The following is a 16463-nucleotide window of genomic DNA, read 5'->3' on the forward strand; positions in this document are numbered from 1 at the left end:
AGCGTGAGTTCGGTCCTGTGCCGAACTCGGCGCGTCTGAAAAGTCCGGGATGGCTTGGTCAGACCTTCCCTAGCGGGCTGCTGAAATATTCATTTCAGCAGCTTGGTTTTTGCGCGCCACGGACGGCGCGCGCGGGACTCAAACACGCAAGTGTTTGAGTCCCGGCAAAGGTGGCGCGGCTCGGCCGCGACCGTTTGCGCTGAAGACCTCCCGGATGAGGTTTTTTGGCAGCCTACTAGGACACACAGCGGAGACCGGGCATGGGACGCGATCAGAGCTTCGAGACCGGACGTGGTCACCTGCTGCTGATCAATCAGGACAATGCCGAGCTGGCCACCCTGGCCGAAGGACTGGGGCGGCATCATCGGCTGCAGTGCATCGCCGACATCGAGCGCCTCAGCGCCCAGCTGAACAGCGAGCCGCCCGACCTGATCGTGCTCGATGCCGGTTGGTGGCAACGTCACGCCGCGGCGTTCGAGGACGACCTCGGACAGCTGCAGGCTGCGCGCCTGCCGGTGCTGATGTTCGGCGCCGCCAGCTCTGAGCAATTAAATACCTGGATCGCCCAAGGCGCTCGTGAGCATCTGCAGTGCGGCATACCGCTGACACTGGCACTGCGTCGCATCGCCAGTCAACTCGATCTGGACTTCTGCCGCGAGCAGCTGCGCTCGCGCTCCACCCAGGATCCGTTGACCGGTCTGGCCAATCGTGCCCACCTCGACGAGTTTCTCACCGCCACCTTCCTGCAGGCCAAGCGGCGCAATGAATCGATCGCCTTGATCATGTTCGAGATCGATCGCCTCAAACCGTATAACGAGGCCTATGGCTATGCCGCCGGGGATGATGTGCTGGTCCTGGTGGGACGCACCCTGTCGGCCCTGCGTCGACGACCGCTGGACCTATTCGCCCGCTATGGAGGCGATCAGTTCGCCTGTGTGCTGCCGAACACCGATATCGAGGGCGCGCGCACCGTGGCCGACATGCTCAAGGCCGATGTGGCGGCGCTGGCGATTGAGCATCGGCACTCTGATCTGGCCCGCCATATCACTATCAGCCTGGGCGTGGTGGCGATCGAGCCGGCGCCGCCTTCGCAGCCGCGCGAACTGCTCGATGCGGCTCTACAGGCCCTGGAGGATGCCAAGACCAATCGGCCATTGTGCTAACCCGGGTATTTCATGAGGTCGCGCCGAAAGACACCGCCAGCCCAGGCATCCGCGCCCCCTCATGAAATATCTTTGCTAACAGCCGCTGAAATTCCCCCATCGCGGAGGATTTCTGCGCAAGCATCGCGGCCCGGCGGCGCCGGCTTTCGTGTTGCAGACGTTCGTGCCGCGCAAGCCAAGTCGATAGAGAGGCCAGACACCCGCGCGACAACGGGCTTGTCAGCGCATCGCGGCGTACCCTGCTTACAGAAATTGGGTGAATCGCGACCAAACGCGCGCGACTGACGGTGCGCTTGATCGACGTGTATAGTCGATGCTCACATCGCCGAGGGGCTCATGACGCTCAATCTGGCCAGTCTGGTGTACCTGTTGCTCGCCGGCATGTTGCTGCAGGCCAGTCTGTCCTACCTCATGCTGGGGGTGCGCGCCGGCCATGATCGGCGCAAGGTATTGATCGCGGCGGTGAGCCTTTGTGCCGCCCTGCTGTTGGTTGGCAGCGTCTGGCGCGACGGCGCCGGCAGCATTGAAAGCATGGGCCAGGCGCTGCGCTTCAATGTCGCGGTGATTGCCCTGGGATGCGTCGCCCTGGTCTGGTTTGCGCGCGCCTATGCCGGATTTCGCTCGGTACTGTTCCCCTGGCTGTACACCCTGGCGGGAGCGATGCTGATCATCATCGATTTAAGCCGGCCAATGGGCATCACCTTTGAACAGATCGATTCACTGCGTGAACTGTCCGTACCGTGGGGGCCGCCGGTCAGGGTGCCAGTGGGCCAGCCGGGGCTTTGGCTGTGGCCGGCGACGATCTGGGGATTGATCGGTCTGGTGTATCTGGTCTATGCCAGCTTTTCGGCCTGGTATCGATATCGACAAAGCACGGCCCTGGCCATCATGCTGCTGACCCTGGCGCTGCCGGTCTCCTTGCTGCACGACGTTCTGGCCCGCACCGACAACCGTCCCACGCTGGTGATCGGTCCGGTGGCGCTCGCGGTTCTGGTGCTGGCCTTTGGTATCGTTTTCGGGCTGGAGCTGGGCCGGCAGCGTGCCCGAGTTCGCGAGGAGGTCGATGCCGCGCGTAGGCGCGCCGACGATCAGCGGGCCGCCATCTTGCGTCTGCTCACCATCGAGGCGGTGCAACAGGCCGACCTGCCTGGCGTGTTGAAAGCGATGACCCGCGAGCTGGCCACCACCTTGTCGGTGGAACGGGTAGGTGTGTGGCTGTATTCCGAGGACGGTACCCGCCTGCAATGCCGATCGCTGTACCACCTGGGTGGACAGCGCTGGCTGGAAACGCCGGTGTTGCGGGTAGATGACTACCCGAAGTACTTCGCGGCGCTGAATCAGAATGGCCGGATCAGCATCGAAGACACTTCGGAGGCAGACGAACTCAGCGAGATGTGGCAAGGCTATCTGCGTCCGTTGGGAATCGGTGCCTTGCTCGACAGTGGCATCAACCTGGGCGGTCGCTGGATCGGTGTGGTGTGTCTGGAACATGTCGGCTCCAGCCGTGCATGGCAAGCCGATGAACAGGCCTTCGTCGGTACCGCGGCGGCGATGGTCGCCGAGTTGGTCGCTGATGCCGAACGCGCGCGCACTGAACGTGCCATTCGATCGATTGCCGCCGGCGTGGCTAACAGCCCGCAGGACCGCTTCTTCCTGCAGATCGTGCGCAACCTGGCCGAGCTATTCGAGGCCGAAATTGCCTATGTTGGTGTGCTCGATGGCGATCGTCAGCGGGTGACTACCCTGGCCTGCTGGCTGGATGGCAAGGCGCAGGACAACTTCAGCTACGACCTTGCGGGTACGCCCTGCGAACGGACCCTGACCGACGGCGGCTGTCTGTACTCATCCGGCGTCTGCATTCGCTTTCCTGACGACACCATGCTGCAGGAGATGCAGGCCGAGGGCTATGTCGCCGCGCCGTTCTTCGACGCCGACGGTGGCAATCTCGGTCTGGTCGGCGTGATCAAGCGTACCCCGTTGGACGTCAACGACAACACATCCGGCATCCTCAACATCTTCGCCGCGCGCTGCGGTGCCGAGATTCGCCGCCAGCGCTCCGAAGAGCACGTTCGGCAGCTGGCCTTTATCGACTATCTCACTGGTTTGGCCACCCGGGCGCGTATGTACGAGTACCTCAATGGCCTGCTCGACAAGTTGCGCAACAGTGGTGAGTCGGCAGCCCTGCTACTGCTTGATCTCGATCACTTCAAGACCATCAACGACGCTCTGAGCCATGACATCGGCGATGATGTGCTGCGCTCGGTCGGGCGCCGCCTGCAGTCGGCAGTGGAACAAGATGTGTTGGTGGCGCGGCTCGGCGGTGATGAGTTTGCCCTGGTCAAGCGCTCGCGCAGCCGCATGCGCAAGCAAGCCGAGCGCGAGGCCCTGGAGTTGGCGCAGCGCCTGCTGGCCACGCTGGAAGAACCCTTGTTCGTCGGCGAACGCAGCTTCAACCTCGGCGCCAGTCTGGGTCTGGTGGTGTTCCCCGACAATGGTGAGAACACCCGCGACCTGTTCCGCCATGCCGAGGTTGCCCTGTATCGCGCCAAGTCGTTGGGCCGCGGCCGACTGCAGATGTACCTTCCGACATTGCAGACCGCCGCAGCCAATCGCCTGAAGCTGGAAGAAGGCCTGCGCCGCGCCTTGGCCGAGGCGCAGCTGGAGCTGTACTTCCAGCCCAAGGTCGACGCCACCGCCCGGGTGGTCGGGGCCGAAGCGCTGTTGCGCTGGAGTCATCCTGAGCTCGGCTCGGTATCGCCGGCTGACTTCATCCCGGTGGCGGAAGAGACCGGCATCATCATCAGCATTGGTCGCTGGGTGCTGGACAAGACCATGGAGTCGATCGCCAAATGGCAGCGCAACGCGGTGCCCTTCGAGGGCAGCCTGTCGGTCAATATCAGCGCCTGGCAGCTGGCACAACCGGACTTCGCCGAGATGGTCAGCGACTGCGCCCGCTTTCACGCCGTTGAACCCGGTCGGATCACGCTGGAGGTCACCGAAACTGCGGTGCTGCAGGACATGCGCGATGTGGTGCAGAAGCTCAAGCAATTGCGCGAGCAAGGTTTCCGCGTGTCGCTGGACGATTTCGGCACCGGCTATTCCTCGTTGTCCCATCTGCGCGATTTGCCTCTGGACGAGATCAAGATCGATCGTGCCTTCGTTATCGAAGTGGAAGATGAAACCGCGCACCCGCTGGTCGAATCGATGATCGCCATCGGTGGGCACATGAATCTCGATGTGGTGGCCGAAGGCGTGGATAGCGAGGTCAAGCGCGAGCGATTGATCCGCATGGGCTGTCGGCAGTTTCAGGGCTATCTGATCAGTCGGCCGCTGCCCGAGCAGGCCTTCCTGTGGTGGCTGGCCGACCGCGCCGCCAGTCTGCGCTTGAGCGGCTAGCCAATACGATGAACGCAGCCGGCCTCGACGTGCTGTTGCATGCGCCACGCAGCCCCGAGCGCTGGCTGCAGGCGCTTGCGGCGGCAGCGCCGCTGCACCGCTTTCATCTGCAGCTGCCGGAGCATCCGGAGCGGATTCGCGCCTGGGTTGGCTGGGCCGCGCCTCTTGAACACTTCGTTCCAATGACCGGGCTGGCGCTGGTGCTGCCGCTGGGTGCCGGTGTCGATGCCCTGGTCGACCGCCCCGATCTGCGCTCCGAGGTGCAGATCGTGCGCCTGGTCGACGCCGGCATGGCGGAACAGATGGTGGAGTACGCCTTGTATGCAGCCCTGCAGTATCAACGCGGCTTTGCCCGCTACCGCGAGCAGCAGGCGCGGGGCGAATGGCAGCCGCTACGGCGTCGCTCGCGTGGCTCGGTGCAGATCGGCGTGCTCGGGCTGGGCGCATTGGGCGCTGCGGTGGCCGGCGAACTGGCCAGGTTCGGTTATCGGGTGGCCGGCTGGAGTCGCAGCGCCAAGTCGTTGCCGGGGGTGCAATGTCTGAGCGGTGCTGCCGGGTTGAACGATATGCTAAGGGTGTCCGAGGTGCTGATCGATCTATTGCCCAGCACCGCCGACACCCGCGGGCTGCTGGATCGACAGCACCTCGCCCTGCTGCCAGCGGGGGGCCAGCTGGTATTGGCCTCGCGCGGCGATCGTTACGACAGCCGCGCGTTGCTTGAGTGCCTGCAATCCGGTCAGTTGGGCGGGGCGCAGATAGATGTGTTTGCCCACGAGCCGCTGCCGGCCAATGACCCGCTGTGGCGGTGCCGCGGCGTAGCCATCACACCGCATGTGGCGGCGATGACCGTGCTGGAAGACTCGGTGGCGCAGATCGCCGCCAATCTCGATCGCTTCGTCAACGGCCAGCCCCTGCTCGGCCTGGTCGATCGACAACGTGGGTATTGACGCAATGCCTGTCCAGCGCACAGCGGTGCGTCAATACGCACCCTATGCTCGGGTTACCGCCACGCCGATGGCCATAGGGTGCGGTTCACCGCACCATTCGACGGGCGCGAGTTCACCAAACGCTCGTGTGCATAGCCAAATGTTCCACCGCGAGGTCCAGCCAGCGCCTGCACGCAGTCAGCGCAACGATCAGCGCGTTCTGCGCGCCGCCTCCAGGTCGACCCGGCCCAAGCACCAGGCGCCGGCGGCAAACAGCAGCAGGATCGACAGGATCGATAGCCGCGGGCTGCCACTGAGGTAACTGACCGCGCCAACCAGCAGCGGGCCGAGGATGGCGGCGAACTTGCCGAGCACGCCGTAGAAACTGAAATACTCGGCGGCGCGATCGCGTGGCAGCAGGCGCGCGTAGAGTGAGCGGCTCAGGCTCTGCACCCCGCCCTGCACCAGGCCGATGGCCACCGCCAGGCCATAGAACTGCGCCTCGTTGCGCAGCAGGCTGGCGGCCACGGTAACCGCCATGTAGATCGCGATGGCGACAAAGATGCCGGCCTTGGGCCCGAACCGGTCACCCAGCCGGCCGAACAACAGGGCCGCCGGAAAGCCGACGAACTGGGTCAGCAGCAGGGCGCTGATCAGGCTTTGCTGGGCCAGGCCCAGCGCCATGCCGTAGTCCACCGCCATCACCACCACCGTGTTAACGCCATCGATGTAGAGCCAATAGGCGAGCAGGAAGTACAGCACAGCCGGCTGTTGCGGCAGCTCGCCCAGGGTGCGGCGCAGCTGCCGCAGGCCGGCGCGGATCGCCGCCCAGCGGGTTTCCCGGTAGGGCGCTGCCGGTTCGTCGACCAGCCACCACAAGGGTAGGGAGAACAGCGCCCACCACAGGCTAACGCTGACAAAGGCCCAGGGCACCGCCTCCGTGGCATCGGCCAGACCGAACCAGGCCGGCTGCAGCAGCATCAGCACATTGAAGGCGAACAGCAGGCCGCCACCGAGGTAACCCAGGGCAAATCCCAGCGCCGAGGTGCGATCCAGCTCGTGGTCGGCGGCCACCTCCGGCAACAGGGCGTCGTAGAAGATGTTGCCGGCCAGAAAGCCGACGCTGGCGCCGATATACAGACCCAGCGCCAGCCACCACTGGCCCTGGGCGACGCAGAACAGGGCGCCGGTCATCAGCATGCCAAGCGCGGCAAAACCGGCCAGGAAGCGCTTCTTGCGCGCTGTGCGATCGGCCACCGCGCCGAGGATCGGCGCCATCACGGCCACCAACAAGGCCGCCGAGCTATTGGCCAGGCCAAGGCGGAAGCTGGACAACCCGGCCTCCGCGCCGGCCTGCCAGTACTGCTTGAAGAACAGCGGAAAGAAGCCGGCCATCACGGTGGTGGCAAAGGCCGAATTGGCCCAGTCGTACAAGGCCCAGGACAGCTTTTGGCGATCGAAACGCATGGTCTTCCTTGTCGGCGGATCAGTACGAATCGTTGTGCTTGCGCTACCTGCCGGGCAGGGATCGCTATGCTAAGCCAATCGGACGAGCTGAGGGGCCGATGATTCCATTCTGGTTAACACTGGGTTTCAGCCTGTTCGTGGCGTTTACCTTGCTGGTCTACCGGCGTCACTACGGCTGGCAGAACTATCTCTGGTTCTCCGACATCGCCCTGGTCACGACCGCGCTGGGACTGTGGTTGCAAAGCCCGCTGCTGATCGGCATCACCGCGCTGTCGGTGCTGATTCCGGATCTGTTGTGGAATATCTCCTACTTCGGTCGACTGATCGGCGGCAAGCGGCTATTGGGGCTGACCGACTACATGTTCGATCGCCGGCTCTCGCGCCCGCTGCGCGCGTTGTCGCTGTTTCATGTCGGGCAGCCGTTGATCCTGATCTATGCCCTGGCACAGCTCGGCTACGATCCACGCGCCCTGCCCCTGCAATGCCTGATCGCCGTCGCCGTATTGCTGGCCAGCTATCGCTACACGCCGCCGGAAAAGAACATCAACTGGGTGCTGGGCCTGTACGGCCAGGTGCAAACCCGCTTCCATCCATGGCTGTATCTGCTGCTGTTGTACCTTGGCTTTGTGCTGCTGGTGTATGCGCCGACCCATGTCGTCCTGGTGATGGTGTTTGCTGTTGGGCTTTGGTGAAGGACGGTGGGCCACGCCCACCCTACGCTTGCTGCCCACCCATGTGGTGCTGGTGTGGTTGTTTGCTGAGGGGGATTGGTGGTGATGGTGGGCCACAGGCCCACCCTATGAGGCAAAGCGAAACCTTGTGCTGGACGCAGCATAGGGTGGGCGTGTCGCCCACCGCGACGTACATTCAACTGTCCCGCTCGCCCACCCAATCTAGTCGATACAGATGCGGCAGGCGATCTTTCATCGTGGTTACCGTACCGTGCTCGTGCAGGGTCTTGAGCAGATCGAGATTGACCTCGGCCACCAGCAGGGCTTCAGCATTCGGCGCGGCTTCGGCGATGATCGAGTCACTGGGGAAGGCGAAGTCCGAGGGCGTGAACACCGCTGATTGGGCGTAGTGGGTATCCGAGGCCTGCACCTTGGGCAGGTTGCCGACCGCGCCGGCGATCGCCACATAACACTCATTTTCGATTGCCCGTGCGCGGGTGCACAGGCGCACCCGCTGATAGCCGTTGAGCATCTCGGTCAGGAACGGCACGAACAGAATCTGCACCCCTTGTTCCGCCAACAGCCTGGGCAGCTCGGGGAATTCGCTGTCGTAGCAGATCAGGATGCCGATCTTGCCGCAGTCGGTATCGAAGGCGCGCAGATGCTTGCCCGGCCGCATGCCCCACCAGCGGCGTTCACCGGGGGTGATATGGATCTTGCGCTGATAGCCGCGCGAGCCGTCTCGGCGCAGCAGATAGGCGGCGTTGTACAGGCCGCCATCTTCCAGTTCGGGGAAGCTGCCGGCGATGATATTGGCGTTGTATTCCACCGCCATCGACGACAGCTTGTCGATGATCTGCGGGGTGAACTCGGCCAGCTTGCGGATCGCCACCGAGGGCGGCACATCGCCGAACTGCGCCATCAGTGGCATATGGAACAGCTCGGGGAACAGGATGAAGTCCGAACGCACCGAGGCCAGGGCGTCGACGAAGAATTCGGTCTGCTTGAGCAGGCTTTCCAGGCTGTCGATCGGGCGCATCTGCCATTGCACCAGGCCGATCCGTACCAGCGAGCGCTGCCGCTTCAGCAAATCGGGCTTTTCCTGGTAGTAGATATTGTTCCACTCGATCAGGGTGGCGTAGGCCTTGGATTCCTTGTCGAAGTGCAGGTAATTGGTCAGCACCTTGCGCACATGAAAGCCGTTAGCGATCTGAAAGCTCAGCACCGGGTCGTACAGATCCTTCATCGACACCCGCTCGATGTACTGCTTGGGTGTCAGTGAATCGGCATGTTCAGCGTAGCCGGGAATGCGTCCGCCGGCGACGATGGCGCGCAGATTGAGGTTCTCGCACAGCGCCTTGCGCGCATCGTACAGCCGCCGCCCGATGCGCATGTTGCGATATTCCGAATCGACCATCAGATCGAGCCCGTACAGCACATCGCCGTCGCGGTCGAAGGTGGAAAAGCTCAGCTTGCCGGTGATGTCCTCGTAGCTATGGGCGTCGCCGAACTTGCCATAATCGACGATCAGGGCCAGGGCAAAGCCGACCGGCTGGCCGTCGACCGTGACACAGAGCTGGCCCTCGGGAAACAGGTCAAGCAGCTTGCCGATATGTTGCAGGCCCCAGGGCAGGCCGCCGATGCCGGCATAGGCACGACGGGTGACCTCGGCCATCGACTCGTAGTCTTCCAGCTTCAGATTGCGGACTTCGACCCGAGTTTCGCGTCTGTCTTCGTGGGCATGGATGGTTTCGCTCATCGCTGTCCTCCGCCTCAGGAAACATGCAGCGCCGCGCATGGCAGCGCTGAGGATGGTCGACGGCGAACAAGGCCCACCACGTGGCGATCGCCGTGCGGTTCTTATCAACGGGGCAACCTGAAGCTTGAACATCCTGATTAACTTCAAGTCCCGCGAATCCGGTACAGGCCCGGACTCGCGGGCGCTGCACGGCGCCCGCGGCGCTGTTCACGCGCAGCCCATGCATGGGCTGTGATATTGATCCGGGATCAATAGCTTAGCAGGCAGGGCCTGTACAAACTGTCAGCACGCGGTGGTCGTGCGCTCGGCCATAGGCATCGGGTATGCTCGGGATTCTGGTCAAACGGCGGTTTGGCAGTGCAGGGGGCATGCGCCTGCGGCCAGAGAACGGACATTGCGGAGGTCGAGTACTTGCGACAGGCAGGCGACGCACGACCCACAATCTGCTGCCCCGACCGCAGCCCGCCCAGGGCTGAGACGGCGCTCTGTGCGGCCGGGTGGCTGCCATGAGCAATCCGATCTATCAGTGGTACTTCGAATTGCAGCGCCGCAAGGTGTTTCAGGCCGCGCTGGCCTATATCGCCGGCGGCTGGTTGCTGTTGCAGGTCACCGAGATTCTGGCCGAAGCCTTTGATCTGCCCAGCTGGACGATACGGCTGGTGTTCGTGTTGTTGGCCCTTGGCTTTCCGCTGGTGCTGTTTCTGGCCTGGGTATTCGACGTCAGCCCGCAAGGCATGGTGCGCACCAGTGGCCGAGCTGGAAATAACGAGTGGCTGGCGGCGGTGCTCTGGCTGCATTTGCCGCCACAGCACGACGAAGTGGGCAATCGCGTACGGCGCCCGCTGGCGCGTTTTGAGCGTGCCGTGCTGACAAGGTCCAGTCTTTGGCGCCACTGGGATGGCGAGCAGGGCCAGCTGGTGATGAGCACCGCCCGCAAGGCCATGCATGCTGCCCAGCTGCTGCAGAAAGTGGCTGCCCAGGACGGTGTTCCACTGTCGATCGGGCTGGCGGTGGGCAGCGTGCACCAGGACGGCGAGCAGATCGACGGCGAGGCCGTGCAGGTGGCGCGCGAGCTGGCCTTGACCGCCCCCGGCGGCGAGATCCGAGGCACCGAGCAGATTCACGACGAGTTGATCAATGCCAGTGAGCTGGAGGGAGAGTTTGTTGGCCCGGTCAGCATCGCAGCGCTGGCGCATCCGGTGCGCAGCTACCGGCTGCGTTGGCAGGAGGCGGCGACGGCCGAAGGCGAGCGCCGCGCCGGTGGGCGACGGCAGGAGGATCTGCTGCCGTCGGTGCCAGCGCGAAGCCGTCGCTGGATCGCTGTGTTCGGCTCGATGACAGTCGCACTGGTTCTGTTGCTCGGCGCTGGCTGGTGGTTGAGTCGCGGTGACAGCGAGTCCGAAGCACGCAGTGCGGCCGAACTGCCGACGCTGGAGAATTCCGCGTCATCGGCGCGCTATGTTGAACTGTCAGCGATCGCCGATCCGCAGCGTGTGCTCAGCGAATCCGAGCGTCATGGCCTGCAGGCAGCGGTGCAGCAGATCTTCGAATATCTGCCCGGGCTGTATGCGGCGGATCAGGCGATTCCGGTCGATGCGGCGCTCACTCTTAGCAGCTCGATTGATCGCAGTGCCGAACGCTATCGCCTGCAGATGGTCATGGCTGCTGACGAAGACTCGGCCATCCAGACGCTGGAGCTGGCCAATCCCAGCCTGCAGCGCTTGTATGCCGAGATGCAGGATGCCTTGATCGCGATGTTGGCGGCGCGCTTTTCGATACAGCCTGAATCGATGCCGCATGAAGAACCGATGCCGCCCGAGCTGTATTCAATGCTGCTGGAGGCGCAACACGCACTGACCGCGGTACCCAGCCTGGAGCGAACCGAGCGCCTGCAGACAGCGCTGGAGCCCTACCTCGATCAGCAGGCCAACAACCTGCTGCTGCATACCACCTACTGCGATCTGATGACCAGCAAGGCGCAGATGCTGAAGGACGCGGCCGTGCTGGGCAAGGGTGAAGCCAGCTGCAGCCGCATCGCCGGCAGTGCGCAACCGACGGTGGAAGCGCGCTTGGCGTATGCGCGCTACCTGCAAGTGCGTGGCCGCACCGCTGAAGCGATTCGCGAGATCTCGCGCGCACTCAGCATCAACCCGCGCAATGCCGATGCCTATGACCTGCTGGCCCGTGCCTATCAGGATCAAGGCAATGCCTTGCAGGCCGAGCACACCTTGCTGAAAGCCATCACCATGCAACCGGGCTACTGGCGTCCGTTGCGCAGTCTGGCCCTGCATCAGTTCGAACACAGCCGCTATGCCGATGCGGCCAAGACCTACCGCCGCTTGCTGGAGTTGGCACCCAACAACGGCCGCGCCTGGAGCGATCTTGGCGCTGCCCACTTCATGGCCGGCAATATCGGCGAAGCGGCCAACGCCTTTCAGCGTGCGGTGCAGCTGGAGCCGAATCAGGCCGCGCTGTCCAACCTCGGCACCATGTACTACTACCTGGGGCGCTTTGAGGACGCCATTCGCAACTACCAGCTGGCCCTGCGGCAGGCGCCGAATGATTTTCGCCTGTACGGCAATCTGGGCGACGCCCTGCGCGTGCAAGGGCAGACCGAACAGGCGCAGCAGTACTACCAGCAGGCGCTGGACAAGCTCAACGACTATCTGCAAACCGCCGGCGAGGATATCGATACCCAGAGTCTGCGGATTCTCTACGAATACCATCTAGGCTCGCGCCAGCATGCCTATCGCGACATGCTGGCGCTGGCCCAGCAGTCACCGAGCAACGCTGAGCTGCAGCTGTATGCGGCGATTCTGGCCAAGCCACTGCAGGACAACGGTCTGGTGTTGGAGCATCTGAGTCGTGCTGTCACCCTGGGCTATGGCGCTGCCATCATCAGTGTTGATCCGGAGTTCACCTATCTTGGTGGCGACAGCCGATTCAGCCGGCTGGTGTCGAATCAGGGTGTATGACCACAACATATGGTTTAGTCAAACAGGAGAGACCGCGATGATGGCAGTTCTGATGTTCTCGGCGCTTTCAGTGCAGTGCGTGGATGGCCTGGCCACCGTCGATCCGGAGGTCTACGAAGCAGAGCGCAACGAGGTGATCGAGTGGCAAGCCGATTTCGCCTTCCGGCTCTCCTTCGACAGCGAGGGCAACGGCAATCTGCCTTCACACAAGAAGGACGGCAAGCACGTGCGCACCTTGCCGGCGGCGCGTCTGCGGGTGGGCGAAAATACCTACAGCGTTGAATCGGACGACTGCTTTGGTGACCCGGTGATCATCGTGCGCTGATGCGCCGCTGGTCCTCCGACACGCCTGACTACTGGCGCAGCTGGCGGGCGTTGAGCGGCTGCAGGGCGGCGTGGCTGGCGCGAAACGGGTTGATATCGATGCCGCCGCGCCGGGTGTAGCGCGCGTACACGGCGAGGTGGGTCGGTTCAAGCAGCTGCCAGAGATCGCAGTAGATCTGCTCGACGCAATGCTCGTGAAACTCGGCATGTTCACGGTAGGCGATCAGGTAGCGCAGCAAGGCCGATCGATCCAGCGCCGGGCCGGCATAGTCGATCTGCACACTGGCCCAGTCGGGCTGGCCGGTGACTGGACAATTCGACTTCAGCAGATGCGACAGCAACACTTCGCGCACCTGATGGTGCCGGTCGCAGCGCAGCATCTCCGAGCTTGGGTGTTCGTATCGCTCCACCTCGAGCGGCAATCCATCGATGCATTCACCGCGCAGCGGTTCGAACACTGCGCTGGCCTCATCCAGGCCCTGCACACGCACCTTCACTGCATCGCCGGCGGCAGCACTGAGGTCGCTGCGAATCAGCGCAGTCACCGCCTCGGCCGACTCGAAGCGGCTCTGCATGAAGCCGTTCAAGTACAGCTTCAGTGATTTCGATTCGATCAGGTGAGTCGATTCGGCGGGCACCCGGATCTCGGCGATCGCCACCGCCGGCTTGCCCTGCGTATCGAGCCAGCTCAGCTCGTAGGCGTTCCAGACATCGACGCCAAACATCGGCATCGCGGCGTGGCGCTGCAGTTTGGCGCGATTCTCTGCCCGCGGAATGGCAAACAGCCGGCCCGGATCATACTGGCCCGCATAACTTACGGTTTGACCAAGGCTGGAATGGTGCACGCTGGGCGTGTTTGGCGAATCGTTGCTCATTGCAGGCAGGTCGAACGGAAGTCGGGCAAAGTGTCGACGCAAAGCGCCCTCGGTTCAATCCTCGCTGAGCCGAGCCCTCAGCTCGGTTTCAGCACCATCAAGGCGAAGATCGCAATCACGCTGACAAAGGCCGGCCAGCCGAGCGCAAACCAGTAGCGGAACAGGCGCCGATAGTCATCCCCCAGTGCGTTGCCCGAGCGCTGGGCGGTCAGGGCGAGATCCCGCAGACGCGCCTGCAGCCACAGCACCGGTAACCAGCACAGGCCAATCAACAGGTAAAGGATCAGGCTATACAGAATCCACGGGGTGCTCAGTGAGAGCCCCAGGCGATCGATCAGCAGATAGCCGGTGATCGGCTGCAGCACCACCGCCGGCCAGGTGAACAGGTTGTCGGCCCACACCACATGCCGCCAGGTGTGGGCGATGGTGGCGAGATCACCGCTGCGATGCGCACTCAGGGCAAAGAAGGCGGTGCCCAGCCCGGTGCCAAACAGCAGGGTCGAGCTGAGAATGTGGAGCAATTTGAGCGGGAAGTACCATTCCATCGGGGCGTCATGCGGCATTCGGGTGATCGAACCGGGCCAATTGGAACATCAATTGGCCGGGTCAGCGTCGATCCGCCAGGACCCAGGCGATCAGCAGCGCTGGAACCAGCGGCAGATTCTTCAGCAGGGCGCCGAACGGGTCCAGCCACAGCGCCGGGGCGGCCAGGCCGAGCAGCAGGGTGTAGCCCAGGGTGGAGGCCAGCATCAGCAGCAGTACCGGACGCTTCCGCCGGCCCAGCAACAGTGCGCCGCCAAGTAGCAGGTCGAGCCCGGAGGTGAGGTGCGCTGCCAGCATCGCCGAGCCTCCGCTCAAGCCCAGAGGTGCGCTCATGCGCTCGACCGTGGCCAGATCAAGGCTGAGCCCGGTGATGCCCGAGCCGATCCAGAGCAGGGCCAGCATCAGGTTCAGCAGCGGCGCCAGCAGCCACAGCCGCGCCTGCCAGCGGTCCTGCAGCTGTGCCGGATGCAGGTCAAGCACCCGCTCAAGCGGCGGCGGGCTCAGCCCGAGTCGTTCGCCCTGTCGCTGCCAGGCGTCGGTGGCGGCCACATTGCCGCGTTGCAGCATGCCCCAGATGGTCCGACCCAGGGCGCCTGAGCCCCACCACTCGCCGAGCAGGCTGGCCAGGCCTATCAGCGGCAGTGGAACCTTCAGTTCAATCAGGGTCGGGTAGCCCAACCAGCGTCGCCACGCACGCAGATAGTCAGCCAGACTCAGCACGTCCGGGCCCACCAACTCGATGGCGGCGTCGTCGCCATGACCTTGCTGTATGCGCTCGACCGCCCGCAGCACGCCCTCGCTCAGACTGGCAAGATCGATCGGCTGAATCTGTTGCTGGCCGTCGCCAGGTAGGCCAAGTACAGCCGGAAACGCCGCCAGGGCGCGCAGCAGGGAGGTGCCGCCGTAGGAGCCGGCGGAGGCATACACCACCGAAGGCCGCAGCACTATGGCCGGCAGCGGCAGGCGCAAAAGCTCGGCATCAAAGCGATGCTTGGAGGCGATGAACTCACCGTCGGTATCGTTGCCCAATGCCGAGATCTGTACAAAGCCCTTAACCTGTCGATCCACGCAGGCGCCGGCCAGAGCCAGTGGCGCGCGGCAGTGAATCGTCTCGAAGCTGTCGTTGCCGCGTGGCCGCAGGATGCCGGCCGCATTGACCACCACCTCGATGCCCTCTAGCCAAGGTACCCAATGCTGCGCCTGGCTCATCCGCGCCAGATCAAGCTCACGGCGGCCCGGTGCCAGTACCCGGTGACCGGCGCCTCTCAGACGGGCAGCTACGCTGCGGCCGATAAAGCCATGACCGCCGAGCAGCAGGATCTTCATTCGGCGCAGCGCTCCACCACCAGTTTGCCGCGGGCATGACCCTTCATCGCTTCAGCCATCGCCTGCGGCAGCTGTTCGAACCGGAAGCGTGAATCGATCTGCGGCTTGATCCGGCCCTGCTCGACCAGACTGATGATTTCCTTGAGCTGCTCGCCATTTGGCTCGGTGAGAAAGCGAAAGTAGCGATAGCCGCTGCGCTCGGCGCGCTTCCAGACCTTGCCGGCCACCAGGGGCATCAGCAGCTTCAACCACCAGCGCAATCCAGCCTGCTCGGCGAACTGCCGGTCCGGCGGGCCGGCGATGCTGACCACGGCCCCGCCCGCCTTGAGCAGGTCGAAGCTGGCCAGAGTGTGCTCGCCGCCGAGCAGGTCGTACACCAGATCAAAGCGCTGGGTAGTGGCGCGATAGTCCTGACGGTCATAGCAGATGACTTCATCGGCACCCAGCTCGCGTGCCAGTGCCTGGTTGCGCGAACTGCAGGTGGTGGTGACATGCAGGCCGATCGCCTTGGCGTACTGCAGGGCAAAGCTACCGACACCCCCGGTGCCAGCCTGGATCAGGATCGACTCTCCGCGCCGGGCAGCGGCACGCTGGCTCAGGCCCTGCAGCGTGGTCAGACCGACCAGGGGCAGCGAGGCGGCCTCGGCGAACGGCAGTGCCTCGGGCAGCCTGGCCACCCAGGCGGCCGGAATGCAGACCTGCTCGGCAAACGCGCCCAGGCGCTGCCGATCGCTGCGGGCCAGCACTCGGTCGCCGACGGCAAAGCCGGACACCGCGGGCCCGCATTCGAGCACCACCCCGGCGAGATCAAAGCCCAGACAAACCGGAAAGCGCAGCTTCTGCACGCTACGCAGCTCGCCGCGGGCCATCTTGTAGTCGATCGGATTGATGCTGCTGGCGCGTATGTCGATGCGCAACTCGTCCTCGCTCAGACGCGGCGCCGGACACTCGGCCAAGCGCAGTGCCCGGCGCGGGTCAGCGTACTGATCAAGCAGCCAGGCGCGCATCGGTCATATTAGCCCAAGGTTCCACTGCCGG

General features: G+C 63.9%; 12 protein-coding genes. 6 read left to right on the forward strand and 6 right to left on the reverse strand.

Annotation, left to right across the window (positions count from 1 at the left end):
- Positions 1 to 260: 260 nt before the first annotated feature.
- The 3 genes from IFO71_RS13520 to IFO71_RS13530 all read left to right on the forward strand — a co-directional run bounded on the left by IFO71_RS13520 (position 261) and on the right by IFO71_RS13530 (position 5506).
- Positions 261 to 1163, forward strand: a complete 903-nt coding sequence (locus IFO71_RS13520) for a diguanylate cyclase (protein ID WP_192030177.1) — start codon at positions 261 to 263, stop codon at positions 1161 to 1163.
- A 336-nt stretch (positions 1164 to 1499) separates the two neighbouring features.
- Entirely contained in the window at positions 1500 to 4559 is a 3060-nt protein-coding gene (locus tag IFO71_RS13525) for an EAL domain-containing protein (protein ID WP_192030178.1), read from the forward strand.
- 8 nt (positions 4560 to 4567) lie between these two features.
- Positions 4568 to 5506 (forward strand): 2-hydroxyacid dehydrogenase, encoded by a 939-nt coding sequence (locus IFO71_RS13530; protein ID WP_192030179.1) that lies wholly within the window; start codon positions 4568 to 4570, stop codon positions 5504 to 5506.
- 189 nt (positions 5507 to 5695) lie between these two features.
- Here IFO71_RS13530 and IFO71_RS13535 read toward each other — a convergent pair whose 3' ends face one another.
- Entirely contained in the window at positions 5696 to 6952 is a 1257-nt protein-coding gene (locus IFO71_RS13535) for an MFS transporter (protein ID WP_192030180.1), read from the reverse strand.
- Positions 6953 to 7050: 98 nt separating this feature from the next.
- Here IFO71_RS13535 and IFO71_RS13540 point away from each other — a divergent pair, with 98 nt between their 5' ends.
- Positions 7051 to 7644, forward strand: a complete 594-nt coding sequence (locus IFO71_RS13540) for a membrane-associated protein (RefSeq protein ID WP_192030181.1) — start codon at positions 7051 to 7053, stop codon at positions 7642 to 7644.
- A gap of 175 nt (positions 7645 to 7819) precedes the next feature.
- On the opposite strand, the gene IFO71_RS13545 is transcribed toward IFO71_RS13540, so the two are convergent.
- The gene (locus IFO71_RS13545) at positions 7820 to 9382 is read right to left on the reverse strand and encodes a bifunctional GNAT family N-acetyltransferase/carbon-nitrogen hydrolase family protein (protein ID WP_192030182.1); all 1563 of its coding nucleotides are present in this window, start codon (positions 9380 to 9382) and stop codon (positions 7820 to 7822) included.
- Between the two features lie 506 nt (positions 9383 to 9888).
- Between IFO71_RS13545 and IFO71_RS13550 the strand changes: the two genes are divergently transcribed.
- Together IFO71_RS13550 and IFO71_RS13555 are read left to right on the forward strand one after the other, a co-directional pair.
- Positions 9889 to 12357, forward strand: a complete 2469-nt coding sequence (locus IFO71_RS13550) for a tetratricopeptide repeat protein (RefSeq protein ID WP_192030183.1) — start codon at positions 9889 to 9891, stop codon at positions 12355 to 12357.
- Positions 12358 to 12394: 37 nt separating this feature from the next.
- On the forward strand, positions 12395 to 12682 hold the full coding sequence (locus IFO71_RS13555; RefSeq protein ID WP_192030184.1) for a hypothetical protein: 288 nt from the start codon (positions 12395 to 12397) through the stop codon (positions 12680 to 12682).
- 28 nt (positions 12683 to 12710) lie between these two features.
- Here the strand turns inward: IFO71_RS13555 and queF are convergent, their stop codons facing one another.
- The 4 genes from queF to IFO71_RS13575 all read right to left on the reverse strand — a co-directional run bounded on the left by queF (position 12711) and on the right by IFO71_RS13575 (position 16432).
- Positions 12711 to 13556, reverse strand: a complete 846-nt coding sequence (queF, locus tag IFO71_RS13560) for an NADPH-dependent 7-cyano-7-deazaguanine reductase QueF (protein ID WP_192030185.1) — start codon at positions 13554 to 13556, stop codon at positions 12711 to 12713.
- A 77-nt stretch (positions 13557 to 13633) separates the two neighbouring features.
- Positions 13634 to 14119, reverse strand: a complete 486-nt coding sequence (locus tag IFO71_RS13565; protein ID WP_225444634.1) for a DUF2269 family protein — start codon at positions 14117 to 14119, stop codon at positions 13634 to 13636.
- A gap of 43 nt (positions 14120 to 14162) precedes the next feature.
- Positions 14163 to 15425 carry a DoxX-like family protein gene (locus tag IFO71_RS13570; protein WP_192030186.1) on the reverse strand — a complete coding sequence of 421 codons (1263 nt, stop codon included), beginning with the start codon at positions 15423 to 15425 and terminating at the stop codon, positions 14163 to 14165.
- Positions 15422 to 16432 carry an NADP-dependent oxidoreductase gene (locus IFO71_RS13575; protein ID WP_192030187.1) on the reverse strand — a complete coding sequence of 337 codons (1011 nt, stop codon included), beginning with the start codon at positions 16430 to 16432 and terminating at the stop codon, positions 15422 to 15424. Before IFO71_RS13575 ends, IFO71_RS13570 begins: the two co-directional genes overlap by 4 nt.
- Between the last annotated feature and the right edge of the window lie 31 nt (positions 16433 to 16463).

The sequence above is a fragment of the Pseudomarimonas arenosa genome (assembly GCF_014841215.1).
GTDB classification, from domain to species: Bacteria; Pseudomonadota; Gammaproteobacteria; order Xanthomonadales; family Xanthomonadaceae; genus Pseudomarimonas; species Pseudomarimonas arenosa.